At 37.9% G+C, this 26050-nt stretch carries 25 protein-coding genes and 3 tRNA genes; 4 read left to right on the top strand and 24 right to left on the bottom strand.

The window, feature by feature from the left end; translation table 11 throughout:
• Positions 1–6: 6 nt before the first annotated feature.
• The gene (locus MWJ95_RS23445) at positions 7–2400 is read right to left on the bottom strand and encodes a SpoIIE family protein phosphatase (protein ID WP_249076058.1); all 2394 of its coding nucleotides are present in this window, start codon (positions 2398–2400) and stop codon (positions 7–9) included.
• Positions 2401–3065: 665 nt separating this feature from the next.
• On the opposite strand from MWJ95_RS23445, the gene MWJ95_RS23440 reads away from it, so the two are divergent.
• From MWJ95_RS23440 to MWJ95_RS23425, 4 genes are all read left to right on the top strand, one after another.
• A tRNA-Gly gene (locus tag MWJ95_RS23440) sits at positions 3066–3140 on the top strand.
• A 10-nt stretch (positions 3141–3150) separates the two neighbouring features.
• Positions 3151–3227, top strand: a tRNA-Met gene (locus MWJ95_RS23435).
• Positions 3228–3232: 5 nt separating this feature from the next.
• Positions 3233–3304, top strand: a tRNA-Glu gene (locus tag MWJ95_RS23430).
• Positions 3305–3541: 237 nt separating this feature from the next.
• The gene (locus MWJ95_RS23425; RefSeq protein WP_249107325.1) at positions 3542–3793 is read left to right on the top strand and encodes a hypothetical protein; all 252 of its coding nucleotides are present in this window, start codon (positions 3542–3544) and stop codon (positions 3791–3793) included.
• 166 nt (positions 3794–3959) lie between these two features.
• Here the strand turns inward: MWJ95_RS23425 and MWJ95_RS23420 are convergent, their stop codons facing one another.
• The 23 genes from MWJ95_RS23420 to MWJ95_RS23310 form a co-directional block, all read right to left on the bottom strand.
• Positions 3960–4397, bottom strand: a complete 438-nt coding sequence (locus tag MWJ95_RS23420; RefSeq protein ID WP_008180281.1) for a S1 domain-containing RNA-binding protein — start codon at positions 4395–4397, stop codon at positions 3960–3962.
• 134 nt (positions 4398–4531) lie between these two features.
• Positions 4532–4996 (bottom strand): FtsB family cell division protein, encoded by a 465-nt coding sequence (locus MWJ95_RS23415; RefSeq protein ID WP_249076056.1) that lies wholly within the window; start codon positions 4994–4996, stop codon positions 4532–4534.
• Between the two features lie 17 nt (positions 4997–5013).
• Positions 5014–5505 carry a spore cortex biosynthesis protein YabQ gene (yabQ, locus tag MWJ95_RS23410; RefSeq protein WP_349294169.1) on the bottom strand — a complete coding sequence of 164 codons (492 nt, stop codon included), beginning with the start codon at positions 5503–5505 and terminating at the stop codon, positions 5014–5016.
• The gene (gene yabP / locus MWJ95_RS23405) at positions 5502–5801 is read right to left on the bottom strand and encodes a sporulation protein YabP (RefSeq protein WP_004229167.1); all 300 of its coding nucleotides are present in this window, start codon (positions 5799–5801) and stop codon (positions 5502–5504) included. Before yabP ends, yabQ begins: the two co-directional genes overlap by 4 nt.
• Positions 5802–5962: 161 nt before the next feature.
• Positions 5963–6253 carry an RNA-binding S4 domain-containing protein gene (locus MWJ95_RS23400; protein ID WP_049667371.1) on the bottom strand — a complete coding sequence of 97 codons (291 nt, stop codon included), beginning with the start codon at positions 6251–6253 and terminating at the stop codon, positions 5963–5965.
• A 4-nt stretch (positions 6254–6257) separates the two neighbouring features.
• The gene (gene yabN, locus MWJ95_RS23395) at positions 6258–7718 is read right to left on the bottom strand and encodes a bifunctional methyltransferase/pyrophosphohydrolase YabN (protein ID WP_249076055.1); all 1461 of its coding nucleotides are present in this window, start codon (positions 7716–7718) and stop codon (positions 6258–6260) included.
• A 9-nt stretch (positions 7719–7727) separates the two neighbouring features.
• Positions 7728–9350 carry a putative polysaccharide biosynthesis protein gene (locus MWJ95_RS23390; protein WP_249107324.1) on the bottom strand — a complete coding sequence of 541 codons (1623 nt, stop codon included), beginning with the start codon at positions 9348–9350 and terminating at the stop codon, positions 7728–7730.
• A gap of 146 nt (positions 9351–9496) precedes the next feature.
• Positions 9497–10033, bottom strand: coding sequence for a stage V sporulation protein T (gene spoVT, locus MWJ95_RS23385; protein ID WP_249076053.1), 537 nt, complete (start codon positions 10031–10033; stop codon positions 9497–9499).
• Positions 10034–10550: 517 nt separating this feature from the next.
• Positions 10551–14060, bottom strand: coding sequence for a transcription-repair coupling factor (mfd, locus tag MWJ95_RS23380; protein ID WP_249107323.1), 3510 nt, complete (start codon positions 14058–14060; stop codon positions 10551–10553).
• A gap of 321 nt (positions 14061–14381) precedes the next feature.
• Complete coding sequence (locus tag MWJ95_RS23375) at positions 14382–14609, bottom strand: anti-sigma-F factor Fin (RefSeq protein ID WP_004229176.1); 228 nt, start codon at positions 14607–14609, stop codon at positions 14382–14384.
• A gap of 315 nt (positions 14610–14924) precedes the next feature.
• Positions 14925–15485 carry an aminoacyl-tRNA hydrolase gene (gene pth, locus MWJ95_RS23370; RefSeq protein WP_249076051.1) on the bottom strand — a complete coding sequence of 187 codons (561 nt, stop codon included), beginning with the start codon at positions 15483–15485 and terminating at the stop codon, positions 14925–14927.
• Positions 15486–15742: 257 nt separating this feature from the next.
• Positions 15743–16333: a 50S ribosomal protein L25/general stress protein Ctc gene (locus MWJ95_RS23365; RefSeq protein ID WP_249076050.1), complete on the bottom strand. Its 591-nt coding sequence runs from the start codon at positions 16331–16333 to the stop codon at positions 15743–15745.
• A 325-nt stretch (positions 16334–16658) separates the two neighbouring features.
• Positions 16659–17618: a ribose-phosphate diphosphokinase gene (locus MWJ95_RS23360; RefSeq protein WP_079563685.1), complete on the bottom strand. Its 960-nt coding sequence runs from the start codon at positions 17616–17618 to the stop codon at positions 16659–16661.
• A gap of 24 nt (positions 17619–17642) precedes the next feature.
• Positions 17643–19013, bottom strand: coding sequence for a bifunctional UDP-N-acetylglucosamine diphosphorylase/glucosamine-1-phosphate N-acetyltransferase GlmU (gene glmU, locus MWJ95_RS23355; protein ID WP_249076049.1), 1371 nt, complete (start codon positions 19011–19013; stop codon positions 17643–17645).
• 206 nt (positions 19014–19219) lie between these two features.
• Positions 19220–19522, bottom strand: a complete 303-nt coding sequence (spoVG, locus tag MWJ95_RS23350; RefSeq protein WP_249076048.1) for a septation regulator SpoVG — start codon at positions 19520–19522, stop codon at positions 19220–19222.
• A gap of 337 nt (positions 19523–19859) precedes the next feature.
• The gene (locus MWJ95_RS23345) at positions 19860–20234 is read right to left on the bottom strand and encodes a RidA family protein (protein ID WP_249076047.1); all 375 of its coding nucleotides are present in this window, start codon (positions 20232–20234) and stop codon (positions 19860–19862) included.
• Positions 20231–21064, bottom strand: a complete 834-nt coding sequence (gene purR / locus MWJ95_RS23340; protein WP_132364310.1) for a pur operon repressor — start codon at positions 21062–21064, stop codon at positions 20231–20233. The genes MWJ95_RS23345 and purR overlap by 4 nt, the downstream gene beginning before the upstream one ends.
• Before the next feature lie 56 nt (positions 21065–21120).
• On the bottom strand, positions 21121–21987 hold the full coding sequence (ispE, locus tag MWJ95_RS23335) for a 4-(cytidine 5'-diphospho)-2-C-methyl-D-erythritol kinase (protein WP_249076046.1): 867 nt from the start codon (positions 21985–21987) through the stop codon (positions 21121–21123).
• A 417-nt stretch (positions 21988–22404) separates the two neighbouring features.
• The gene (locus tag MWJ95_RS23330; protein ID WP_049667357.1) at positions 22405–22587 is read right to left on the bottom strand and encodes a small, acid-soluble spore protein, alpha/beta type; all 183 of its coding nucleotides are present in this window, start codon (positions 22585–22587) and stop codon (positions 22405–22407) included.
• 113 nt (positions 22588–22700) lie between these two features.
• Entirely contained in the window at positions 22701–22961 is a 261-nt protein-coding gene (veg, locus tag MWJ95_RS23325) for a biofilm formation stimulator Veg (protein ID WP_049667356.1), read from the bottom strand.
• A gap of 157 nt (positions 22962–23118) precedes the next feature.
• Positions 23119–24000, bottom strand: coding sequence for a 16S rRNA (adenine(1518)-N(6)/adenine(1519)-N(6))-dimethyltransferase RsmA (rsmA, locus tag MWJ95_RS23320; protein WP_249076045.1), 882 nt, complete (start codon positions 23998–24000; stop codon positions 23119–23121).
• A complete protein-coding gene (gene rnmV, locus MWJ95_RS23315; RefSeq protein WP_249107322.1) occupies positions 23993–24559 on the bottom strand; it encodes a ribonuclease M5 in 567 nt (188 codons plus the stop codon). Before rnmV ends, rsmA begins: the two co-directional genes overlap by 8 nt.
• A 248-nt stretch (positions 24560–24807) precedes the next feature.
• The gene (locus MWJ95_RS23310) at positions 24808–26019 is read right to left on the bottom strand and encodes a G5 and 3D domain-containing protein (RefSeq protein ID WP_249107321.1); all 1212 of its coding nucleotides are present in this window, start codon (positions 26017–26019) and stop codon (positions 24808–24810) included.
• Positions 26020–26050 lie beyond the last annotated feature (31 nt).

Genomic DNA, 26050 nt, shown 5'->3' with positions numbered 1-26050 from the left:
TCTCTTTTATGATGAATTGCTCATAGAGTGTTGAACTGGCCTAAACACAGCCCATGTAGGTACAACATGTGTAACCTCTAGCATCAATACCGTGCAATCGTCTTCAATGTCATAGTAAGATTGGAAGGATTGCATAATTGTTGTTAGTTTTTCCTGGATGGTTTTAGTAGTGCCTGCTACTTGCTGTGCATAAGCTAAAAATACCTCTTCTTGCTCGTCCCAATCATCAACACTTGAAAATAATCCATCAGAGTGCATCAAAATCACATCGCCGGCTTTAAGCTTTCTTTTTTCAGCCTCGACTGCTGAAATGGATAAAAAACCTACAGGCGCTGCATTGCTTTCAACCTTCAGCACCTCTTTCCCACGTAAAATGTACGTGGACATTCCTCCAGCTTTCCAAGACCACAAATCACCGTGTTGTAAATCGACAAGTGCAAAATCAAGCGTTGCATACATATCATCCTGCTGCTTTAAGGACATGACATAATGCAACGTATGCATCGCAGTCTCTGGGTTCATATTGTAATTTAAACATTCTCGCATTAAATGTATTAACTTTCTACTCTCATGTTGTGCTTCTTTACTCTGCCCCATACCATCTGATAATAGAATTGCAAATAACCCTGGATGTAATTGAAATAATGCATGGGAATCACCAGAATATAGTGTCGCATCTTTAGACATGCTATATATATCATACTCTACTTCAAAGCTAATAGCTGATCTAAAGCTTACTTGAATGTGACGAAATGGTATATCACTCGCTACTACTTTTTCAATTTCAAATGGTTCTTCAAAAATATCATATAAAATCGGCAATATCATCCGTTCAGCTACAGTTGTGTCTTCCTCCCAATTGACTCGTGCTGGTGCTAAGGCACAAACAATTTTTCGTGCTCCTGGCTTATTACTAAGCACATCAAGCTGAAAACATTCAATATGTGCTTCTTTTAATCGCTGTGTAATGTCCTTTTCTACACTAACGAATGAAATAGTCTCTTCTTTCATCTCCGCTATTAACTGATTTAGATGATTGCTCATATCACGTAGCTGAAGCGCAATCATTTTCTTACCATGAAAATACTGACCATTAATGCGCTCTCTGTACAGCTCTGTTTCCAACTCCTCGAAAATTTTCGTTGATTTCACACATTTATAGCGTATTTGTTCCTCGACACGATGAATACCAGAATCCTTTCCAAGGCCTTTCATATGAAACCAGTCTGTCATAAGTTTGTCCATTCCATTAGTTTGCGCACCCCAACAGCGATCATAGCGGAAACAACTTAAGCATGTATTCATCGGTGATACTTCCTTCGCTTCTTCTATCGGAGCCGTCATAAAACGTTCAAACACAAGCTCCTTCATAAACTGTACGAAATGCTGAAAATGCTCTAATTTAAATGTAACATGCTCTGTTAACCAATTTTGGCGGGCGAGTAAGACCTCCTCACGCTGAGGAAACAGCTTGTCCCGTACCTTTTCAGAATATTTATTTGGGATAGTTAGAAAAACGATACTCCCAGCAGCAATCGATGTAAAATAAACGCTATCTAACGGCAATGTTGCATCATAAAATAAAAAAAACACACTTGGCAAAATACTGCCAATTGCCACACCAAACCTTCCAACACGGGCCCCCATCCCGGCACACAATCCTGTTAAGGTGGCTACAGACAGCATCCCCGTAAATGAAAGTTTCGCAACACCGATAAGAGTGCCGAGTACGGCTCCGATAACCGTCGCTAATGGTACACTTCCAACCAACGCACCAAAACAAATGAATAATTGTAATAAAAAAATAGGGAGTGAAAAATAACTAATGACAACCGCTTGCATCCCTGTAAGCATAGCAGCAAATACAACTAATCCAGAGCCCAGCTTTTCATAAGTCCAGTGACTCGTAAACCATTCATGTGAATTGATAAACAACACTTGCATAAATAGCGTCATAATAAGCGCTAGCGCGGCTTCGCAGCCTACATAAAATTGCACAAGCACCGGAGGTAAACCTTGATACATAACTCCCTGCCACATTATCTGCACAAGGAGTACCGCTAACGATACTGCTATACTTTGCGGTAGCTGCCAATAACGGAAGCGCATTATACATTCATACATGACAATCTGTAATGCTAAAATGAATACTTGTCCAAGACCAAGGAAAAAACATCCTGTCAAACTACCAAGCAAAACATATTTGGCATACTCCCTATACTTCGTTCGAATAATTGCCCAAAAAGGAACCGAGAAAGGTACTGCCGCTTCAAATACAACAGACTGAGCTAAAAAGAAGGATGTTAAAAAAAATAAAGAGCCTATTATTATTTGCCTTTTTTTAATTCCTAACTTCTGTTCGTCTACATTTGCCGTGTTATACCATTCAATACTCGTCAATTTACTATCCCCTTTCCGCACTTTTGGAGCTATTATAAGAAATTATGAATGGAAAGATTGTCTGACGGTGACAGATAAAAATATAAACATTTCGACTAATACATATGCATAAATACGGGATATGGCAACAATTTCTACAAAAACGAGAAGCTAAAAAAATTAGAAACATCTTTCACCACGATATTTGTTTTAAAATTAAGAAAAATCACACAACTAAACGCCACTGTCGTTCATAAAATACGTTTCTACATTTATGTCAAGTGAAGGCTTTTACATGTTTATCCTCACTTTTTCATTGATTGGGGCTCCCTTTTTCGTCAAAAATGCGACAGTCAGCAATTACGCCAATAGTTTTCTACTTAAGAACAAAAAGTTTGATAAATTCCTCAAAAAGAGCTCATCACTAAAAGTTGCGGATGACATTTAGTAAACCCCACGCGAGGGTAATAGCATAAAGGACGTTAGCTAAACCTTCGCTTTCGCACAGAAAGCATTTGTTCCCCTCGTCCCTAGGAAAGCGCATATGAAACTACTTAAAGAAAATACTTTTAGTAGCAAATCTTTTAAAAAATAATAAAAGCATATTTTTATTAATTTTTTTATAAAAACTACTTGACGTTAGTAACAAAGGCATGTATTATTTATTTTGTTGCTTAAAACAAAACGCGGAAGTAGTTCAGTGGTAGAACACCACCTTGCCAAGGTGGGGGTCGCGAGTTCGAACCTCGTCTTCCGCTCCATAATCTTAATGGCGGCCTAGCTCAGCTGGCTAGAGCGTACGGTTCATACCCGTAAGGTCGGGGGTTCGATCCCCTCGGCCGCCACCATAGTAGGCCCCTTGGTCAAGTGGTTAAGACACCGCCCTTTCACGGCGGTAACACGGGTTCGAATCCCGTAGGGGTCATCTCAAATAGGCGTCTCAGAATAATTTCTGAGACGCCTATTTTTTTTGCAAACTGGTGGTTTCGTGAGCAATTCCCCATTTTTTGTTGTCGCTTTCGCACAAACAAAATACTGTTGTTTCCAGCAGGTCCTTGGAAAGCGCAAAGTATATAGGAATCCATCCAAGTTATGGTGATGAACTTAAAAATATGGCATACTAATAATGAAAAGAACGTGTTAACTAGGAGGTTTATTTCCTTTGGATCCATTAACTAAAGCCGCTTTAATTTGCGGAAGCGGCTCTATGATTATTCTCGTATCCATTCTTATTAATTTACCATTTGTTGTTCAAATAGTTTTACTCCTCACCGGATTAGTTGTTAGTGTTTACGGTGTATTCTTACTTGTCAAAATGGTTGTCCATCCTGCCGAAAAGTCTTCAGACAAACTTACGGAACAGGCACCCCCATCAGCTCCTAAAAAGAAAAAAAGACCGACATCCACGTTCTAGGCGTTTTAAAGCTTATTACTAGATAGATTTATGTAGTGTCTATTTTTCACGGAGTGTTTAATTATTGAAACCTTAAATTTAAGCATCGAAAAAGGGATTAGCTCTATAACAAGCTAATCCCTACTCTATTTAATACACTTTTTCTACGATTAAAACAGTCAGCAAACTACCCTCTTCTAGCTCCACGACCACCGCGTTTTGATTCTGTAGCACGTTTAAGCGTTGCTAGACGTTCGTCACTATCTTTTAAGAAACGTGCCATTTTTTGCTCAAAATTCTCTTTTGGCTGATGACGATCGTTGCGATCATTAGAACGATTATCGCGACGTGGACGTGCTGGACGCTCTGGACGCTCTGGTCTCTCTGCTTGAGGCTTTGCTTTACGGATTGAAAGACCGATCTTTCCGTCCGCTTCAACATTCATCACTTTTACTTCAACTTCATCTCCAACTTTTAGATGCTCATTGATATCTTTTACATAATTGTCAGCAACTTCACTGATGTGTACTAAGCCTGTTTTGCCGTCTGGCAGCTCAACGAATGCTCCAAAATTTGTGATTCCTGTTACTTTACCTTGTACCTTGCTGCCTACTTCAATTGACATAAAAAAAATGCTCCTCCTTAAAAATTAAGCGACTCATTTGAGTCATGTAATCAATTTAATCAAACTTTTTACTGCAATAAGCTTCTCTTTTCATTATATATAACAATAAAAGTGTGTCAACAATACATAGCTTTTCAGTCTTCTTTTTTACCTTTCTTTTCTGATACACTGTCCTTTTTATCTTTTTTCTCCGGTATATTGCCTTTTTTATCTTTTTCGTCCGGTATAATGAAAATTATTTCACCTTTTTCGGATAGAAAATAATCTTTGCGTAATAGCTTTGCAATATACTCATCACTCTCTAGCTGTTTAATTTTAAGATTTAGCGAATCTCGCTCATCTTTCAATTCAGAAAGATGTTCCTTCGCTTCAATCTTTTTCTGCTCTTTTGCAGCTAACGTTTCATTTTGATTGAAAAGTACATTTAAGAGAAAGGCAATAATAACGACTGGTACAATCGCAAAAAAAGCAATACGGCGCATTTTCCGTTTCCGCACTTGAATTTTACGATTTATAGCTTTATCCGTGTTACGGACATAGTCATTATCAAGTTTAGTATAGTTTTGTTGGCCATCTTTTGATGAACGACGGATAGTCATGCCCGCACCTCCGAAAATTATTGTTGTCTTTTATTATACTTGATAAATCGAATTTTTTTAAAAAAAGTGTTGGACAAATACGAATAAATTTTGACAAAAGGTCTTATAACAAATGCTACAATATTTATTAAGAAATTAAAAATTTGTCGAATGATAGTACTTATTAATCGTATGATGAACCATAGGGGTCTCCATGTTATATTCACTAAAATCCTTGCTACGAAACGTAAAAAAGTTTGAAAAAACGTTTGATACAAAAAAATTCCGGCTATTTGCGCTAGCGGGTCATAAGCCCGCCAAGCGCCATCTTTAAGCCAAAATAATAAATAGTATGTCAGACCTCCGAGCAGAATCCAGGTAAGTAATTCAAATACCATCATCCATCTTCGAAGGCTTGACCTTTTTGGAGTTGAAAAAACAATGAGCCTTACACTATCAATAATGAATCCGACTGCTATACCGCTCAAAACCATGACTAACAGCTGAACAAATTGTTCACTAACAATCATCCAAACAACTTATGAAGGAAACCTTTCGAGAAGCCACTTTCCTCTTCGTCGTACTGCAAGGTTTTTACAGTTCCTTCGAGTGTCAATAACCCTTTGTCAACATCTAGATGAACGATATGCAGTTCTTCTCCACGGATTAACAAATGCCCTTGGGACGTCTTAATAAAAAACTCTTCCTGATCAAAGCGTTCAATTGATTTTACAGAAGTCATGTCCATTCTTTTACGATTACGAATCGTTAAAATATGCTCTCCAGATGGAATTGTGTAACGGTTACTTTCTTGATGTAGCGTCATTTTCTTCCTCCTTTAGTCGTCCTAGCTTCTGTTCACTTTATGCGGACAACCTTCAAAGCATGACAACTTTATTTAAGTTGCTACACTTTTATCTATGGAAAAGCCAACGACAACTTCAGAAGACTCCAACACTATTGTTAACGAGATGCAGTTAAATTTAATTAATCCTCATCATCAATAAATTCAGGTTCAATTTTTTCAAGACGCTCTTCCTTCAAAATCGTAAACATTTTTGCGGCGTCTTCTTTTTTCACAGTATCACGCAATTCCTCTACACGTGCTGTCACAATCTTTTGTCCAAAACGAATAGCTAGCTCATCGCCAGCTTTAACAGCACTACTAGCTTTCGCGATCTTACCATTAATCGTAATACGGCCTTGATCTGCTACTTCCTTCGCTAATGTACGACGTTTAATTAAACGTGATACCTTTAGAAATTTATCCAATCGCATACTTTTACTCCTTTTCTAGCTGCTTTGCTTCATTCCAAAAAGCATCTAATTGTTCTAATGTATATTCAGAAAATGACTTTCCACTTTCCTTTACCTTTGCTTCCACGTAACCAAAGCGGCTCGCAAACTTCTCATTCGCATGTAACATAGCCTCTTCCGGAGATAACTTGTAAAAACGCGCTATATTCACAAGTGTGAACAAGACATCTCCAAATTCATCTAGACGTGACGCATTTGTACCTTTCGTCACCTCATGGCGAAATTCCTGCCACTCCTCTGCAAACTTGTCCCACGCGCCATCTACATCAGGCCAATCAAACCCTACTTTCGCAGCTCTTTTTTGATAATTATAGGCTGTTTGTAGGGCAGAGGACGCCCGGTACTCCTCTTTTAATAGCGGTTTTTCACTTATACCTTTTTCTTCTGCTTTTATAACTTCCCAATTTGCTACAACGGCCTCAGCATCTTCCACCGATACATCTCCAAATACATGTGGGTGTCGACGAATCATTTTTTCACTTATTGAAGCCAATACATCTTCCAATGTAAAGTAACCTTGATCTTCTCCGATTTGCGCATGAAGGAATACTTGTAATAGTACATCTCCAAGCTCCTCAATCATTGCAAAGTCATCCTCCGCATCTACTGCAGCTAAATATTCATGTGCTTCTTCTAGTAAATATTTTTTCAATGATTCATGTGTTTGCTTTTGATCCCACGGACAGCCATTCGGACCTCGTAAAACAGCAATAATTTGACGGAAGGTTGTCCAGTCTCGTAAAGCGTCCTCTTGTGATTTCACAGGTGGCACGTATACGGTTGTTAAATTATTCACCTCAACACTTTGGTCAAGCTCATAAAGTGGTACCGTCACTAATTTTTCCTGTGACGAGCCGGCTGCTGTAACGACTGTGACAGGGTATTCGTCATCGTATTTCTCCATTAACGTTAGCTTTACTTCCGATGCGCTGAATGTGTCATATACTTGAGCTATTAAAATATGTTGACGCATGTTAATGTCGTGCATAGAAAAGCTAGTGCCATCCAGCAGTTGAAAGCCCTCAATCGGGTCGATTTTTAACGCGCCGAATATTGGATCTAAGAAGCTTTGTCCACCTTCTATAACTAGCTTTACTTTCCCCTCATCTGCAGCATCAATAAGCAATTGTACAGTCTGCTCAGCAACCAGTGGATGTCCTGGGACAGCATACATGACATCTTCGATTGCTGCAGCAGCTACAAGTTTTTCTGCAATTTCTTCATATACCGGCTGGAATGAATTATGTTTTTCATAGACTGCGTCAAAACTTTCAAATTGTAAGCCCTCAGCCGATAATTCCTCTAATACAGGATGATCTACTGTGCGAACATATAATTTTTTAGCCGCTTTTAATTTTTTATAGACACCCATTTGCAGCTGATTAAAATCACCCGCACCTAGACCAATAACTGTTAAAGTATTCAATTAATCCACCTACTTCTTCTGATTTAACCATAATTGATAAACTGCCATTTTCCGCCCAAACGGTAGTAAGTACCACTCTTTTTCGGCAAGCACTCGTAACTTAGCAATTATTGTGACCATTACAAATGCACCTAAACATACTGCTGTAAAACCTGCTACCACCGCGACAGATCGAGGCGATAAAAATTGGTTTAGCAACGATGGTATAAACTGCAGCCAAATTAGCACTACAGCTGCCATACTAAGTGATGCGATCCCCACTTTTTTATAAAAGTTGACTGGCGCTAATTGAATGGCAGTAATTTTTTTTAAATAGAAAATAAGCATGAGGGCAGTAAACAAAAGACCCACATTATTAGCAATAGCCGCACCTACTACACCAAATAAACTAATTGTCAGCACATTCAATATTATTTTTAGTATAAAACCAACAACCAAAAATAAGGCCGGCTTTTTTAATTTCCCATAGCCTTGCAAAATAGCTGTAAATGTCAAAATAATCGACAAAGGCACAACTTGTAATACATATACCATAAGGACTCCTGACAGTGAATCTGTTTTAAAGAGCATGGCATTAATGTAAGGCATAACAAGTACTAAACCTAAAGAGGCTGCCCACCCAAATAACACTGACGCTTTATACGTTAATTGTATAAACGGAATGGAATTACGGCCTTCCTGTTTTTTTGACATATGCGCGACAAGTGGCACAATAGCGAGTGAAAGTGAAGAAGCAATAACAACTCCGAGCTGTACCAACGGCTGCCCACGATCATAAACGCCTTTTGTTGCCTTTGCTACCGTCTGATCCATTCCACCTTCGATTAATAGTGAATAAATTGTAAAGGAATCAACTAACTGATAGCCAAGCAACAACAAGCCACTCATACTTACACTTAAACTTAGCAATGTAACTTCTTTAATAATTGGAAAACTCTCAATACGTGGCTGTTGTTTCTTATTTTTAACTAGACCAAAACGTTTTTTAAAGATCCACGCCAGTAATAAAAAGCCTACAATTTCACCAATAACTGTACCTATTATGGCCATTTGTCCAGCACTATATAGTGATTCTGTCGTCTTCATAATGATATATGTTCCTGCTAAAATGACAGATACTCTCACAGCCTGTTCTAGGACTTGCGCATAAGCAATTGGCTCCATAATGCCTCTCGATTGGAAGCCGCCTTTTAAAATAGCATGAGCCGGCATGACAAGCACTATAAATGAACCCGTCCGTATTAAAGGTGCAAGCTGAGTATCGCCCATAAGCTGCGCAATTATTTCAGCACCACTAAATAAAACAACAAAAAACAATAACGAGAGTACTGTTAAAAAGCGAAAAACAATACGCATTATACCGTTTCGTTTTTGATTTCGCTCTAGTGGATCTAAAATACAATCATTATCTGCAAGCATTTTAGATATCGCTACTGCAAAGCCACTAGATGTCCATACAACAAAAATAGATATAACTGGATACACCTGCTGATAAATATAAAATCCTTCATCCCCAACAAGATTTTGAAAAGGCACACGATAAATTGCGCTAAAAACCTTCACAATAAGAGCAGCAATTGTAAGTAAAGCCGCGCCTTTCATGTAGCTTTTCATGCCAAAACGTTCCGACATAAATTGCCCTCTTTCCTTCTTTAACAATGCCAATAGTATAGCATATCTCCAAAGTTTGACGCGCTTGATAGGACTACCATAAAACTATGTACAAAAAAAAGTTATTGTTCAGCCTAAAAGGTCAGCGCAATAACTTTCAATTCTGATTAACTATTCATTTGTTTAGCTAAGAAGTTAGCAGCTGTTTCTACAACTTTCACTTCAACTTCACCAACAAAATGTACCTTAGACAACACGATAATACAGCCGATTGGATCGCCGTTTACCATAATAGGTGTTGCGCAATAAGACTTTACTTGTTCATATTGCCCAGGAACAATCTCGATAGTTGTTTCCATTTTTTCTATTTTTGTTGAACGCTCGTCCATAAAACTTTCCGCAAAAGATGTAATGCGACGATTAATATACTCTTTCTTGCCGATTCCTGAGACAGCAATTACTTCATCTCGGTCGGTTACAAATGCTGGAGTACCTAACGTTTCATATAATGTTTCTACATATTCTCTTGCAAATTCTCCCAAATCATTAATTGGAGAATATTTCTTTAAAATGACTTCGCCTTCACGGTCTGTATAAATTTCTAGCGGGTCACCCTCACGAATACGTAGCGTCCTACGAATTTCTTTTGGAATAACCACACGCCCTAAATCATCAATACGACGAACAATTCCTGTTGCCTTCATTCTTAATCCTCGCTTTCGCTACAATGAAATTTTTTTCAATTTTAGTATGGTTTTTTATGAAGCAATCTATGCAAAAACTGAAGAAAAAGGATTTCACATCCAACAATATTTTCAAAAAGTCCTTAAAAACCTAAGCAAATACTTTAACATGTAGAATTTTTTCAATCAACTTACCTTAGATTAGCCACAAAAACAAATTTTTATAAATAAAATTATAATAAAAAAAAATTACCAGGAAATAATATTAATTCAATCTTTACCATATCGTCAATATGCCAAAAGAATGTTTATTACAAATGAAATTTCATACAAAGTGATACTTTTACCCTTATTTTCCCTGCTATCTAGCTCTTGAGTCTCAATTCGCAATGTTACCCTCTAAAGTGTCACAAAGTCTATAGTTCAAAACGATCAATGAAGATAAAGCTACATAACATTCTCAAAGATTTCCTTGGCATTTTGTTGACAATAAAAGCTGATCATTATCCATATTGAGATAAGATCAGCTTTTCTTCAATTATTGTTTTTTTGCGTTTGCGATAATATGCATCATTTCTTCTAAAATATCAAAGGGTTGATATTTCCCACACTTTCGTTCATCAATCGTTAATTTCAATTGCATACCATCCATACCAAAACCGACAGCACGTTCAAATTTCATGGATTCTTCCACAATTTTACCGCCATCAACTTGTCCTGTACCTTCTTCAGACAACAATATTGTGATGATTTTTTGTTTTTCTTTTACAGATAATACACCTGTATTTAAGCCCCATACCTTCATACGTGCAATTCGCAGTAAACGCTCTGTTTCAATTGGAAGATCACCGAAACGATCCTGTAATTCCTCCATGATTTCACTATACTCATCCACTTGATCCATCGCTTTAATACGTTTATACATTTGAATTTTTTGATAGCCATCAGGAATGTATACATCCGGGATATACGCATCAACACTCAATAAAATTTCGATATCAGGCTTCTCTTCTTTCTTCACACCTGTTTGACGCTCAGCAATCGCCTCTTCCAGCATTTGTGAATACAAGTCAAAACCGACGGAGTCAATAAAGCCATGTTGCTGCGCTCCAAGTAAGTTTCCAGCCCCACGAATAGATAAGTCACGCATAGCAATTTTAAATCCGGAACCTAACTCTGTGAATTCTTTAATCGCTTGTAATCTTTGTTCAGCTACATCTGTTAGAACTTTATCACGCTGATACATAAAGTAAGCATACGCCACCCTATTAGAACGTCCAACACGCCCACGCAATTGATAAAGCTGCGCTAAGCCCATTCGATCAGCATCATGAACAATCAATGTGTTAACGTTTGGTATATCTACACCCGTCTCAATAATAGTTGTCGTTACGAGCACATCGTAGTCACCTTCTAAAAAGGCTAATATGACAGATTCTAATTCTGATTCCGTCATTTTGCCATGTGCATGCCCAATACGCGCCTCTGGGACAAGCATTTGAATTTCATCAACCTTACGTGCCATATCTTCTACGCGATTGTATAGGTAGAATACTTGCCCACCACGCGCCATTTCTCTCTCAATTGCTTCCCGTACTAATGCACCACTATGCTCCATTACATAGGTTTGCACAGGGAAACGGTTTGCTGGTGGCGTTTCAATTACCGATAAATCACGAACACCTACCATCGACATATGAAGTGTTCTTGGGATAGGCGTTGCCGTTAGCGTTAATACATCGACATTCGTCTTTAGTTGTTTAATTTTTTCTTTATGCGTAACACCAAAACGTTGCTCCTCATCAACAATCAACAGTCCAAGGTCTTGAAACGATAAATCTTTAGATAAAATTCGATGCGTTCCCACGACAATATCAACTTGACCTTCTTTTAAACCCTTTAACGTCGCCGTTTGCTCTTTTTTTGAGCGGAAACGAGACAAGAGACCGACATTGATAGCAAAGTCTTGGAATCTCTCACGAATCGTTTCATAATGTTGCTGCGCTAAAATCGTTGTCGGCACAAGAAAAGCTACCTGCTTGCCGTCTTGGATTGCTTTAAATGCCGCACGAATCGCTACCTCTGTTTTACCATACCCTACGTCTCCGCAAACAAGACGATCCATCGGACGCTCACGCTCCATATCGCGTTTCACTTCGATAATTGAACGTAACTGATCCTCGGTTTCATCATAGGGGAATGAAGCCTCAAAACTGCGCTGATCGTCGTTGTCAATCGCGAATGCATGACCTTTCTCTGCTTCACGTTTCGCATACAGCTTAATTAAATCATCCGCAATATCTTGTACAGCAGAGGATACTTTCGCTTTTGCTTTTTTCCACTCTGCTCCACCTAATTTATGTAGCTTCGGTTCTCGGTCTTCAGATGCTACATATTTTTGAATTAAATCGATTTGCTCTACTGGAACATATAACTTATCGTCTGCACGGTATCGAATGTGTAAATAATCCTTATGTGTACCATTTACCTCTAATGTTTCTAAACCTATATATTTCCCAATACCGTGATGTACATGAACGACATAGTCACCCGGTTTAATTTCTGTATAGCTTTTAATACGTTCTGCGTTTGTCATTTTTTGAGGACGTGCTTTTTTCTTTGCCTGTTGTTTAAATAGCTCATCCTCTGTGACAATTACCAAGCGTTGTAGCGGTAATTCAAAGCCGCTAGATAATGAGCCATCCACAATATAAATACCCGCTTCTGTCGGGTTACCAATTGTCGCATGAATATCATATTCCTCTAGCATTTGCTGTACACGCTTAACACGATCTTTATCTCTCGCAACAATCAGTACTGTAAACTTTCCAAGTAGCCAGCGTTCAACCTCACTTTGTAATAATGACATTTGTCCATGGAATTGCTGCATTGGCTTGCAAGAAAAGTTCGTCGTCTTAGTAAAAGATACACCCGCAAATGTTCGTGAAAATAATGAGAAATATAGTTTCTGCTGAGACAGCATTGCTAGAATTTCTTTCAAAGAGAATGCTGGCTTTACATCATGCACCATTTTCCCTTCTTCGATTAATGATAAAAACCATTCATCTTCTTCACGTTCCCAGGCATCCATAACCTCCTGAATACGCCCAAGTTCATCAAACAGCACAATGCCATCATGTACAAAATAATCTCCTAAACAGGCTGTTTTCTCATACAATAACGAACCATATTTATTGACGTAGTCTGGTAAATTACCTTGTTGTAACAATTCAATATCGTATTGAATATGCTGATACAGTAACTCCTTAGTCTCCTGCTTTTTAACTTTCTTTAAGCTTGTTGCTAATGCCGCTTCTAAACGACCTGCCAAAGCCATTCTTTCTTCCTTTGTCAAAATAACTTCTGACGCAGGCAGGATACGAACCTCCGGTAATTTATCAATGGAACGTTGATCATCCGCAGAAAATGTTCGAATCGAGTCCACTTCCGTATCAAATAATTCTATGCGAATTGGCGACTCTAAATATGGTGGATAAATATCTAATATGCCTCCACGCAATGCAAACTCTCCAGGTGTTGTCACCATCGAATTGCGTACGTACCCCATCTCTACTAATGTTTGCAACCATTCATCTATCTGAATATCTTCACCTACTGCTGTTTGCAAAAAATACTGTAGCCAATGTTCTTTAGGCTGCATCATTTTGCGTAAGCCCGCAACCGGTATCACATAAACAGCTTTTTCACCTCTAGCCAGGCAATCAAGTGTTGCGATTCGCTCAGCACGTAACTCTGGAGAGGCAACTGACAAATCTGCAGCAATAAACTCATCGGCAGGATAATAATGAACATGCTCCTCACCTAAAAGTCCCGCCAGCTCGTCAACCATTTTTTGTGCTTGCAATAGATTAGGAGATACAATATAAATCGGTTTTTTTACATATTCGAATAACGCATCGACCATTACAGGGCGCGCGCTTCCAGTTAATCCTGTAATAAGCTGTGTTGCAGAATGGCCACTCTGAATCTCCTGTAAAAATGATGTGATATGTTTGTCCTGCCCCACAAGCTGTCGTAAAACTTCCACTGTCAAAAGCTCCTTTCAGCGCATAATTCTATTCGCCATTACTAGTAATCTAGTACTATACATACGCATCTTTATTAGTATTTTAAAATTGCGTCCGGAATCGGCTTTATGCATAGACCTGCGTGAGGGCCGACATGATGTCGGCCATTTCGGTAATGCCACAGGATGTGGCGTTTTTACCGATGCAGTCAGTTAGCCATTATCGCATGGATGCGATGGTTTTAGGTTAACCTCCTATATAAGAGCTCCTTCCCGATTCCGTGACAAGTCAAATGGAAAAAGCTTTGAACGCACGTGATGTGCGCCAAAGCATCCCTCCAATTATTGAATCCATTTATTGAGTGCGTGATAATCTGGATATTGTTTCAGCGAATCCTCACATTGCTCACAAATGCAGTGAACTGTCGTTTGTCCATGTTGATCTTTCTCAACATAATCATCCGCTTCACCCAATTCGAAAATATGAAGTTTTCGAATTGTATCATCTGCATCAAATGGTAGTGTTCCTATTTCTACTTCACAATGCCGACATCGATAGCGTACTGACATCTCCAAATCATCCTCCTTTAAGCAACTTACTACTTAAAGTATAGACATTTCTAAAACAGATTATGCACTTCCAAGTTTGCCTTGGCGTCCTTAAATATAGAGAATAATTTTCGCATTGTGTTTAAGACTATACTGTATATTTAATTAGCTATAGCTGACGCTTTGCTTTCGCTACTAAAACATCTATAGCTGGCGCTTTGCTTTCGCTACCAAAACATCTGCAGCTGGCGCTTCGCTTTCGCTACCAAAAACATTTGCTGAAAGAAGTTCGTCTTAGACAACTTTAATATCCACATTACACTTTAACTTAAATTGTTATCCGTTAAAGTGATTCATCACATCAAGAAATGGCTTTGAAAGAGATCCTTCTACAGCATTCACACACTTTTCAATAGCTTCGCCAACGATAGCTTGATCTTCTTTTGAAAATTTCGATAACACGTAATCTGCTACCTTCATGCCAGCTGGTGGGCGATTAACCCCAACACGTATGCGATTAAATTCTTGTGTGCCCAGATGCTGAATTAATGATTTAATACCATTGTGTCCTCCTGCACTACCTTTTTGACGCAGGCGTAATTTCCCTGTTTCTAAATCTAAATCGTCATAAATAACAATTAAATCTTCCACATCAATATCAAAATAGTTCATAAGGGGCCCAACACATTCCCCCGATAAATTCATATATGTTAAAGGTTTAACAAGTAGAACCTTTCCTTCAGGACGATGTACAGTTGCATACATACCATTAAACTTTGAATTAGTTAAAGGTGTACCCCATTTTTCAGCTAATGCATCAATAACATCGAAGCCAATATTATGTCTGGTATGCTCATAAGGCTTACCTGGATTTCCTAAACCAACGATAATTTTCATAAGTACCCCTCTTCTTTCAAATCTAATAGTCATTATTTTACCATATCATACACGAAGAAAGCAGTTTGTATAGTTTTTGAAAGTAAAAGTTCCATAACGGCTCGATCTTAATATCGGTGAAATAACACGTGTCATTAATTAAAGAAGCTAAAGCACGAGGACGTTTAATTAAATGTCCTCCATTGTTGAATTTTATAAATACAAAAGGCTACTAAAGAAGTTTGCCTCCTTAGTAGCCTTTCCTTCACATATATTTTTTACGCTTGTTCCTGCGTACTATCTGCCGTATCTTCAACGACTGCAGTTGGAGCCATAATGGTTACCAATGTATGATCACTTTCACTGATAATATCAAAATTAATCATATCTCGAATATCTGCTACCGTAATGGATTCACCAATTTGAAGCTTAGTAATGTCAATTTCAATAGCTTCCGGTATGTCTGCTGGCTTTACTTTAATTTTTATATCAAGATTAGGTTGCATTAATATGCCGCCTTTACCGATACCAACCGACTCCCCAACAAGTTTAATAGGCACTTCCGCTTCTATCGCTTCGGACATATTAATTGCTAAAAAGTCGATATGATTTACTGCATCTTTCATAGAGCATTGTTGAATCTCTGAGACAACAACATTCACTTTTCTCCCATCTAACTCCATTGAAAACACACCATTTTGTCCATTCTTTTGAATAGATTTTCTGAATTCCTTCTCTGAAATAGAAATTGGGGTCGATTCTAAATTATAGCCGTAAATAACTGCAGGAATGGCTCCCCCTTTTCTAAGTTGGGTTAATGTCGAACGATGCCCAGTTTTACGCTTATTAACACTTAATACTGTACTCATATCTATATTCCCCTTCCAAGAAAAATTATTTACGCCTTATTAAATGTCACTGCTTTCAATGACATTTGTTAAGGCTATAATAATATTTACCTACATTTTAGCTTATCACCCAAACGTGGGGGTGATTTACGTTTTAACAAAATATATCCCAACCTTAGGTGTTAAACTATTTTTCATAAAATAGTATAAATATTATTAAGTCACAATTACCATATAACCTTTTAAAAGAAAATTCAAACAAAAGGACCCAGAAAAAGGACAAATCTACTTACAAACGTAGATTTGTCCTTAATAAGTCACATATTGAAATTTCTTTATTTATATATTAATCAAATAGAGTACTTACAGATTTGTTTTCATATACACGAGAGATTGCATCTGCCATCAATTTAGCTACTGAAAGCTCTGTGATTTTTGGAGATTTTTTCTCTTCAGGAAGCTGGATTGTATTTGTTACAACTAACTCTTTAATTGAAGAGTTTTCGATACGCTCGATCGCTGGACCTGATAATACAGGGTGAGAACAGCAAGCATAAACTTCTTTCGCGCCAGCTGCACGTAATGCATCCGCGCCAATTGTAATCGTACCTGCAGTATCAATAATATCATCAATCAAGATGGCCACTTTACCGTCAACATTACCAACAATGTTCATTACTTCTGCAACGTTTGGTTTTGGACGGCGCTTGTCAATAATTGCAATAGGTGCTTTTAAACGTTCTGCCATTTTACGAGCACGTGTTACACCACCATGGTCTGGAGAAACAACAACGATTTCATCTTCTGGGATACCTTTTGATTTGAAGTGATCAGATAATAAAGGCACTGCCATCAAGTGGTCGATTAAAATATCGAAGAAACCTTGAATTTGAGGTGCATGTAAATCTAAAACGATTACACGTGTTGCACCAGCTGTTTCAAGTAAGTTTGCTACTAATTTAGCTGTAATTGGCTCACGCGCTTTTGCTTTGCGGTCTTGACGAGCATAGCCATAATAAGGCATTACAACGTTTACTGTACGAGCAGATGCACGTTTTACAGCATCTACCATGATTAAAAGCTCCATTAAATGTTCGTTTACAGGTGCAGAAGTAGATTGCACGATAAACACATCACAACCACGAATACTTTCTTCAATGCTAATTTGAACCTCTCCATCGCTGAAGTGCTTAACAGAAGATTTACCTAATTCAACACCCATTTCTTGCGCAATTTCTTGAGCAAGAGGATTGTTAGAGTTAAGCGAAAATATTTTTAATTGTGAGTTTGCATAATGATACGGCATGATGGCCTCCTGTTTAGTTGATAATTATTTTGAATTTAATTTGCTTACATAATTCGGCTTGTTTTCTTGTCTTGCACGAGCAATTGCAAGTGCATCTTCAGGAACTTCTTTTGTAATTGTAGATCCTGCTGCAATAAATGAACCTTTTCCAACCTTCACTGGCGCTACTAAGTTAGTATTACATCCTACAAATACATCATCTTCAATAATTGTTTGGAACTTGTTTTTCCCATCATAGTTTACTGTAATGGAACCACAGCCAATATTGACATTACTTCCGATCTCAGCATCACCAATATAGCTTAAGTGCGATACTTTCGTGCCATTATCTAGCTTACTTTTCTTCACTTCTACAAAGTTACCAATCTTCACATGGCTACCAATATCAGAAAGTGGTCGAATATTTGCAAAAGGTCCAATTGCTGTTTCTTCTGCTATAACGCTTTCACGGACAACAGAAGAATGCACAGTAGTTCGATCACCGATACGGCTATCTATGATTTGTGTGTTAGGCCCAACTATACATTCTTCACCAATAACAGTTGCACCTTCAATCATAGAACCTGGCTGGATGACAGTATCAGGACCAATTATTGCATCTGCGCTGATATAAGTTGCTTCTGGGTTAATAATTGTGACACCGTTACGCATATGCTTTTCATTAATTCTTGTACGCATTAGCGCCTCTGCTTGTGACAGAGCGACACGATCATTAACACCTAATGTTTCTTCAAAATCTTCCGTTACATATGCTTCAACGACATCGCCTTGTTTTTGTAAAATTTCAATGACATCAGGTAAATAATACTCACCCTGTGCATTGTCATTTTTCACAAGTTTTAATGTCTCAAATAACGCTTTATTATCGAAGCAGTATGTGCCAGTATTAATCTCTTTCACTAGTTGCTGCTCTGCTGAAGCATCCTTTTGCTCAACAATTTGCTCCACTTGTCCATTGTCGCCACGTAAAATACGACCATAGCCTGTTGGATTTTCAGCAATAGCTGTTAAAATAGTTGCCTTAGCTTTCTTTGCTTGATGATGTTCGAACAAAGCTTGCATCGTTTCAGGGCGGATAAGTGGTGTATCACCACAGACAACTAATGTTGTCCCTTCTTCGCTACCTAAAATTGCTTCAGCCTGTTGTACAGCATGAGCTGTCCCTAACTGTTCAGCCTGTAAAACATACTCGCTTTTATTGCCAAGCTGTTGTTTCACCTTTTCAGCACCATGTCCTACAATCGTTACGATGCGATTCACATCTAACGTTTGAATATGATCCACCACATGTTGTACCATTGGCTTCCCACATACTGGATGGAGCACTTTATATAATTTGGACTTCATACGTGTACCTTGACCTGCAGCCAAAATGACAGCAAAAATGTTGCTCATCTGTAAGTCCTCCAATACGCTCATTTTCTCTTATGACTATATAGCAAAATCCATCGATTTTCAAGGCATGTCGACTTGACAAAAAGATGAATTTCCAAATCAAATGCACCTTATGCTCGAATGTTAATATGTATGTCCTAAAACTGCTCATTTTCTCTTATTCTCAAAATAAAAAGAACTCTTCAATTAAGAAGAGCTCTTAATAACTATACGCCAATTCCTTCTAATTCTTCTGCCTTTTCCGTTACTTCCGCTTCGCTTGAATTATGATACTCGTTTAAAATAATCTCCTGAATTTTATTACGAGTAGTAGAATTAATAGGATGCGCAATATCTCTAAATTCACCGTCTGGAGTTCGTTTACTTGGCATAGCAACAAACAAACCTGTATTGCCATCGATCACGCGAATATCGTGAACTACGAATTCATTGTCGAGTGTAATGGAAGCAATCGCACGCATGCGACCATCAGTCTGTACACGACGTAACCTTACATCAGTGACTTCCATTTTCTCACCACCTCTCTTCTTAGATGCCTTAATGAAAAATAATATTCTAATTACCGAATATTTTCCTTTTTATAGTCTATCAAATTTTCTAAAAAATTTGAATACTCATCAGTATAATATTTCCTTTAATTTACGTAAATTTTGACAATTGTTTGTCTGTTGCCCTTACAATGTTACCCTTTCAGATGGTATGACAACATATTTAGACAGTTTTGTTGCCTTGATCTGAAAACCTTTTTTGCTGCCGCTTCGCTTTTTGCACAAAAAAGAATTTCTTAAATAAAGATAAAAAAACCCACTAAAAGAGCTAACCTTCTCTTCTAGTGAGCTTAAAAAATTATTTAACGATGGCAATAACTTCAATTTCTACTTTTACATCTTTTGGGAGACGCGCAACCTCTACTGCTGAACGAGCTGGTTTATGATCGCCAAAGTGGCTAGCATATACTTCATTCATTGCAACAAAGTCGTTCATATCCTTCATAAAAACAGTTGTTTTAATAACATTGTCCAAAGAAGAGCCCGCAGCTGCTAAAACTGCTTTTAAATTAGCAAACACTTGATTTGTTTGAACAGTGATATCACCTTCCACTAATTCGCCTGTTGCTGTTAATGGAATCTGACCTGAGCTATAAAACATGCCATTTACAATAATTCCTTGTGAATACGGTCCAATTGCTGCTGGTGCATTTGTTGTTGCTACTACTTTCATTTGTCATTTCCCCTTTTAGAAAAATAGTTACCTTCACTTAATGCAATTGTACGGTCCTTTTCATTGACCTCATGAAGCTTCACTAATGAGTAATAATCATCTACTAAAGTTTCATCTGCATGTTCAGCCTCTACAAGTACTGCAATCCCAGCAAGCTGACAGTCAAATTCCTCTAATAGATTTTTCATGCCATTCATTGTACCACCGACCTTCATAAAGTCGTCGGTAATAAGCACGCGTTGTCCACTCTTCATGCTTCTTTTTGATAATACCATTGTCTGAATTCTTCTGGAAGAGCCAGATACATAGTTGATGCTGACTGTAGAGCCTTCAGTTACCTTACTATCTCTTCGGACAACAACAACTGGTACATTTAAATGTCTTGCTATGGCGTGGGCAATAGAAATCCCTTTTGTTGCGACAGTCATTATGACGTCAATTTGTTGATCGGCAAATGCGGATGCAAATACCTTTCCAACTCGATTAATTAAATCTGGATTGCCGAGTAAGTCCGTCATAAATAAATAACCGCCTGGTAACAAACGATCTGAATGCTCAAGCTCCGCCTTTAAATCATCAATAACTAAACGGACCTCAGCCTCGGACATTTTAGGAATATACTTAACTCCCCCTGCAGCGCCCGGTACTGTCATCAATAACCCGATTCCTTTTTCTTCGAAAGTTTCTTTTACAATCGTCAAATCTTCACTTATGGAAGACTTTGCAGATTGATATAGTTCAGAAAAATAAGTTAGCGGGATCAGCTGATGTGGATGTTCTAGTAAATAGTACGTCATATCAACTAGTCGTTCACTACGCTTCCATTTCATGCGACCCTCTCCTAAACACGAATATTTATAGGTAAAATTAACATAAATTTGCGGTTTTAAGCAAGCGTATTTCGCTCACCTAAAATCCGAACAGCATATACTTCTTCACAAAAACCACGTAAACCGTTATATATGCGACTTACTCGAGCTTCACTATCCACCAAACCAAACACGGTCGGACCGCTTCCACTCATTAATGTTGCATCTGCTCCAAAGCGCTTCATCTGTTCTTTTAACATTACTACTTCTGGATGTAGCTTAAATGTTACAGTTTCTAAAACATTTCCTAATGATGCACACAGTAGTTCATAATTTTCCTTTTCAATAGCATGAATCATTTGCTTCGTATTTGGATGCTCTAACCCGTCAACCTTTAATCCTCCATATACTTCAGCAGTAGATACACCTATTTTAGGCTTAGCTAATACTACCCAACAGTTTGGAGGTGCAGGCAATTCCTGAATTTTTTCTCCACGTCCAGTTGCTAATGCTGTGCCACCATAGACACAAAATGAAACATCTGAGCCAATTTTCGCACCTAATTCAGCTAACTCATCTATAGATAACCCTAAATTCCACAGCTCGTTTAAACCCTTCAGTGTAGCAGCCGCATCGCTACTACCACCCGCTAATCCTGCTGCGATTGGTATTTCCTTTTCTATAGTAATGGATACACCTTGTCCAATGCCGTATGTATCTTTAACTAGACGCGCTGCCTGATAAGCAAAATTTCGGTGATCATTTGGTACGAAATTATCAGTCGAAATTATTTCAATTACGCCATCTTCTCTAGATTCTAAACAAATACGATCAGCTAAATCCACTGTTGTCATGACCATCTCTACTTCATGATAATTATCTGGTCTTTTATAAAGTACATCTAATGTTAAATTTATTTTTGCAGGCGCCTTTACATAAAGCATCTTTCTTCCTCCTTATAGCTACACTTATCCATTACGCATTCACGCAATTGGCTGATGCTTCGCCTTCGCACAGATATACAATGCTCCCATTTCAATTTAGGTTTGCATGTTGGCTGACACTTTAATCACTGAATCTCTAATGTAAGAGTCTTCTGTAACTGTTACAAAACATCAGTAGCTGGCGTTCACTTCGCTATATAAAACATTTTCTGAATGAAGATAAACCTGTCGTTTATCTTTCACAAGATTATTCATTTTATTTTACCATAATGGGAAAGCGAAAATGGAAAAAAAGAACCGTATACCCCATTTGGTGTAACGGTTCTCTCTCGTCAGTTGCCTTGTTGTGTTTACAGGAAGTTTTCATCCCTGCAGATAAAGATTCAAAATAATAAGTGGTCTTTTTTCACAAAGAGGCTACTTATTATGCTCTTGCTCACTATTTGCTCTTTCAGCCATTTCAATGGCACGTTTGACCATATTACCAGCGTCTCGAGCTTTAATGCCGCCCCAGCCTTCTCGTTGCACAACATCATAAAATCCAAGCTCTTTAGCGATCTCTTCTTTTAAACGAGGTGACATGATACCTTTTCTAGGCATATAAACTCCTCCTTTAACAACTGACGATTTTAGTATGTCCCAGAAAACGCAAAACACTCATGTAGTTTTTAACATACATGAGTGTTTCGAAATATAGAAATAAGTACTAGAAACTATTTTGCGATAGCAGCTTTTGCTTCGTCTAAAAATGTAATCTCTACTGCTTCAGTTAAAATATCTGTGTAACTATACGATACGCGCTTGCACGTATTGTCTTCTTGATCAAGTTCAACTACAAAGATAGCGCGATATGTCTCACGCAATACCCCTGCACACTCGACCGTTTTCTTGCGACCTCCGTTTGCTCTTAACTGCAAACGTTTACCCAAATGACAATCCAACGACTTTTTAATGTCCGCTAAAGTTTTTGGCATTTTCGCTTACACCTCACTAATAAACAGTATAAGCGATTCGCCCAAAAATGTCAACAAAATATAATATTTTATCAGCCTCTAATAAATATTGTCAACTTATTTTTCATAAAAAAAACATGTTTTTTTACGTATACTCAAAAAAGTTAACAAAAATTTTTTACTTTACAAATGTAGGGTATAGTGCATCGGCTAATTTTCCAAACTCTTGAATCGTAAGGGTCTCTCCTCGACGTGTTGGTTCAATATTTACTGCTTTCAAAGCATCCATAATTTTTTCTTTGTGAACCTTACCATTTGGTAAACCTGATTGTAAATTATTGAAGATTGTTTTTCGTCGTTGTACAAACGACGCACGAGTCACGACAAATAAAAAGTCCTCATCAATGACTTTTACAGGGGGTTCATCATGTTTAATAAGACGGAGCACTGCAGAATCTACATTTGGCTGCGGCATAAATACAGTTTTCGGAACCGTCATGGCAATATCAGCCTTAACATAATATTGAATCGCAATTGATAAAGAACCGTACTCCTTCGTACCAGGTTTAGCCGAAATACGATCTGCAACCTCCTTTTGCATCATGACTACAAAACCGCGAATTGGCAAACGATCATTGAGTAATTTCATTAAAATCGGCGTCGTCACATAATAAGGTAAATTCGCTACAACCATGATATCGTCAATACCTGGCATCTCTTCCTGAATTACCTTAGCGACATCTGCCTTTAAAATATCTGAATGTACAATAGATACATTATTATATGGGCTAAGTGTGTCTTCTAATACCGGTAATAACCGCTGATCAATTTCAAAAGATACCACTTTTTTTGCACTTCTTGCTAGATGCTCTGTTAATGCTCCAATGCCAGGACCAACCTCAATTGCACCACTATTTTCAGTTAAATTTGCATGACTAACAATATTTCGTAAAATGTTCGGATCTATTAAGAAATTTTGACCTAAGCTCTTTTTGAATGAAAATCCATATTTCTTTAAAATTTCCTGTGTTCTAATTGGTGTTGCAATATCCTTATGCATCGTTTTCCTCCTGATCTAACTGTGCGATTGCCGCACCAAATTGCTTTTCTGTGATTTGAAACATTTTTAATCTTTTATGAAGTTGTTTACCGTTTGTCGCACCGATATTCAAAATCTCCCCAAGACGATCACGGCGAATTTTTGCCTGTGGATGGCCAATTAAATGTGCCGTCATTAAATCTTCGAGAGTAATATCATCTGTAGTTGGCTCAAACTCTATAGGAGTATAGACATGTTGCAACGCCTCACGTATATCTTCATCTGCTGCATGCTCAATGCCTAATCCTTTACCGTTTTTCGCAATTGTTTTAGCCTTCGGTAAAAAAGCGTGTTTTACACCTTTTACACGTTCCTCGATAATGGCACGAATCCGACGTCCTGGATAATCTGGATCAGTGAAAACAATAACGCCCCTTTTATCCTGTGCATGTTGAATTCGCTTCAGTGTTTCCTCTGAAATAGCCGATCCATTTGTTTCTATAGTATCTGCTTGTACAGCTCGCTTAATAGCTGTTGTATCATCTTTTCCTTCTACAACAATGATTTCTTTTATTTGCAAAAAGGCTCCTCTTTTCTACCTTATCTTCAGACCATTTTACAACTGCACTGTATGATTTGTACAGAAATACACGGCTATTCGCCTTCTAGCAGACTGTATAGTGACCGTTACAGCCTACTTTATGTAGATATTACTATGCTTTATCCTTTAGAACTATTTATTAAAAAAAGATAAAAAAGCTTTCCCGCCAGTCAAAACAGGAAAGCTACTAATAGTGAAAAACATTTTGTTTTAATTTTACAATTTTTTTAATTTAATACTTTAATACGCACTTTCCTTACTCCCCAATTACTAGCCTGGGATTCAGATTGTACAAGTATGTCGATCCGATTACCCTTAATTGCACCGCCAGTATCCCCTGCAATAGCTGTTCCATAACCTTCAACCCAAACTTTTGAGCCAAGCTTAATAACAGAAGGGTCTACAGCAATTACTTTCAAACCAGAGCCTGATTTCAAATTAATGCCAGTCGCAGATATCCCCGAGCAGCCATTACAATTAGGTGTATAAGCCGTTGCCGTTACATAAAATTCTTTACCACTAGCTGGCTCTGATGAACCACGTGATACAGTCGCTGCACTCGCTACTACAGTTTTAGTACCTACTGCAACCACTTGCGTTTGCGGTTCTTTTACAACTTTTTTAGATTGTTGATTTTTAGCTACAACTTGACCATTCTCTTTAACAACTTCATAAGTTTTAGTCATTAATCCTTTTTGGCCTGCTGCTACAACTTTTTGTTTTCCCTTTTCCAAAGAAGCATCCTGCTTCTTTTCAATTGCGAAATCTAAAGATTCTTCCACTACATCGATAACCTTTTCTACGCGAACTACTGTGATTTTACTCTGCGGAGATATTACGTCCTTCAGGTTATTCTCGACACGATCGAATTCATTTAGTTGAATTCCTTGTTGTTTTAAAAAGTTAGCGACCGTAGTCGAAGTGGACCATACTTGTCTCTCGTTTACGCCATCGACAAGCGATACTTGAAACGCTTTTTGAATATCGATCTTGTTGTCTGCTCCTATTTCTGTATCTAGACCTTGAGCTAATGAGTCATGCTCTGATACGTCAATATTCGCTTCTTTCAAAATGTCTTTCACTTGTGTTTCAGTTGTCCAAACTTTTGACTGATTTCCATCAACTGAAATTGTTACTTCTTTTGCCTGTTCCCATGAAATTGCTAACCCATTAGCAATTTTGGTGTTCAGAGAGGGTGATATTTTGTCATGCTCTGCTACGTCTATATTTTGATCTTGTAATAATTGTTCTACGGTTTTGGCATGTGTTGTTACTTCGACTGTTTCTCCGTTCGCCTCAAGCGTTACGGTTTTTTTAGTACCTTGATAAAGTACAAATGAAATTACAGATACAAACAGGACAAGTGAAATAATGCTTATCACTGTTTGCTTACTCCTCAATGATCCTAAGAACAAGTTTTTCATGGAATTATTTGACATGAAAAAACGCCTCCTTAATACAAAGTTGGAT

Source organism: Lysinibacillus sp. Bpr_S20 (genome assembly GCF_023337835.1).
In the GTDB taxonomy this organism is placed as follows: domain Bacteria; phylum Bacillota; class Bacilli; order Bacillales_A; family Planococcaceae; genus Lysinibacillus.
Note: the sequence above shows the minus strand (reverse complement) of the source record. Positions and strands in the feature narration are given on the sequence as shown.

What these genes read in the sequence shown, in the direction of transcription:
- MWJ95_RS23310 (WP_249107321.1), bottom strand. Translation starts at nt 26,019, where the DNA reads ATGTCAAATAATTCCATGAAAAACTTGTTCTTAGGATCATTGAGGAGT.
- rsmA (WP_249076045.1), bottom strand. Translation starts at nt 24,000, where the DNA reads ATGCATAAGGATATTGCAACACCAATTAGAACACAGGAAATTTTAAAG.
- spoVT (WP_249076053.1), bottom strand. Translation starts at nt 10,033, where the DNA reads ATGAAGGCAACAGGAATTGTTCGTCGTATTGATGATTTAGGGCGTGTG.
- MWJ95_RS23415 (WP_249076056.1), bottom strand. Translation starts at nt 4,996, where the DNA reads ATGACTATCCGTCGTTCATCAAAAGATGGCCAACAAAACTATACTAAA.
- MWJ95_RS23420 (WP_008180281.1), bottom strand. Translation starts at nt 4,397, where the DNA reads ATGTCAATTGAAGTAGGCAGCAAGGTACAAGGTAAAGTAACAGGAATC.
- MWJ95_RS23400 (WP_049667371.1), bottom strand. Translation starts at nt 6,253, where the DNA reads ATGCGATTGGATAAATTTCTAAAGGTATCACGTTTAATTAAACGTCGT.
- yabP (WP_004229167.1), bottom strand. Translation starts at nt 5,801, where the DNA reads ATGACGCTACATCAAGAAAGTAACCGTTACACAATTCCATCTGGAGAG.
- MWJ95_RS23330 (WP_049667357.1), bottom strand. Translation starts at nt 22,587, where the DNA reads ATGCCTAGAAAAGGTATCATGTCACCTCGTTTAAAAGAAGAGATCGCT.
- MWJ95_RS23390 (WP_249107324.1), bottom strand. Translation starts at nt 9,350, where the DNA reads ATGTCGGAACGTTTTGGCATGAAAAGCTACATGAAAGGCGCGGCTTTA.
- spoVG (WP_249076048.1), bottom strand. Translation starts at nt 19,522, where the DNA reads ATGGAAGTCACTGATGTAAGGTTACGTCGTGTACAGACTGATGGTCGC.
- yabQ (WP_349294169.1), bottom strand. Translation starts at nt 5,505, where the DNA reads ATGATTGTTAGTGAACAATTTGTTCAGCTGTTAGTCATGGTTTTGAGC.
- MWJ95_RS23375 (WP_004229176.1), bottom strand. Translation starts at nt 14,609, where the DNA reads ATGTCAGTACGCTATCGATGTCGGCATTGTGAAGTAGAAATAGGAACA.
- MWJ95_RS23360 (WP_079563685.1), bottom strand. Translation starts at nt 17,618, where the DNA reads ATGCCGTATCATTATGCAAACTCACAATTAAAAATATTTTCGCTTAAC.
- ispE (WP_249076046.1), bottom strand. Translation starts at nt 21,987, where the DNA reads ATGCTTTATGTAAAGGCGCCTGCAAAAATAAATTTAACATTAGATGTA.
- glmU (WP_249076049.1), bottom strand. Translation starts at nt 19,013, where the DNA reads ATGAGCAACATTTTTGCTGTCATTTTGGCTGCAGGTCAAGGTACACGT.
- MWJ95_RS23345 (WP_249076047.1), bottom strand. Translation starts at nt 20,234, where the DNA reads ATGAAAGTAGTAGCAACAACAAATGCACCAGCAGCAATTGGACCGTAT.
- purR (WP_132364310.1), bottom strand. Translation starts at nt 21,064, where the DNA reads ATGAAATGGAAGCGTAGTGAACGACTAGTTGATATGACGTACTATTTA.
- pth (WP_249076051.1), bottom strand. Translation starts at nt 15,485, where the DNA reads ATGAAAATTATCGTTGGTTTAGGAAATCCAGGTAAGCCTTATGAGCAT.
- MWJ95_RS23365 (WP_249076050.1), bottom strand. Translation starts at nt 16,333, where the DNA reads ATGAGTACAGTATTAAGTGTTAATAAGCGTAAAACTGGGCATCGTTCG.
- veg (WP_049667356.1), bottom strand. Translation starts at nt 22,961, where the DNA reads ATGCCAAAAACTTTAGCGGACATTAAAAAGTCGTTGGATTGTCATTTG.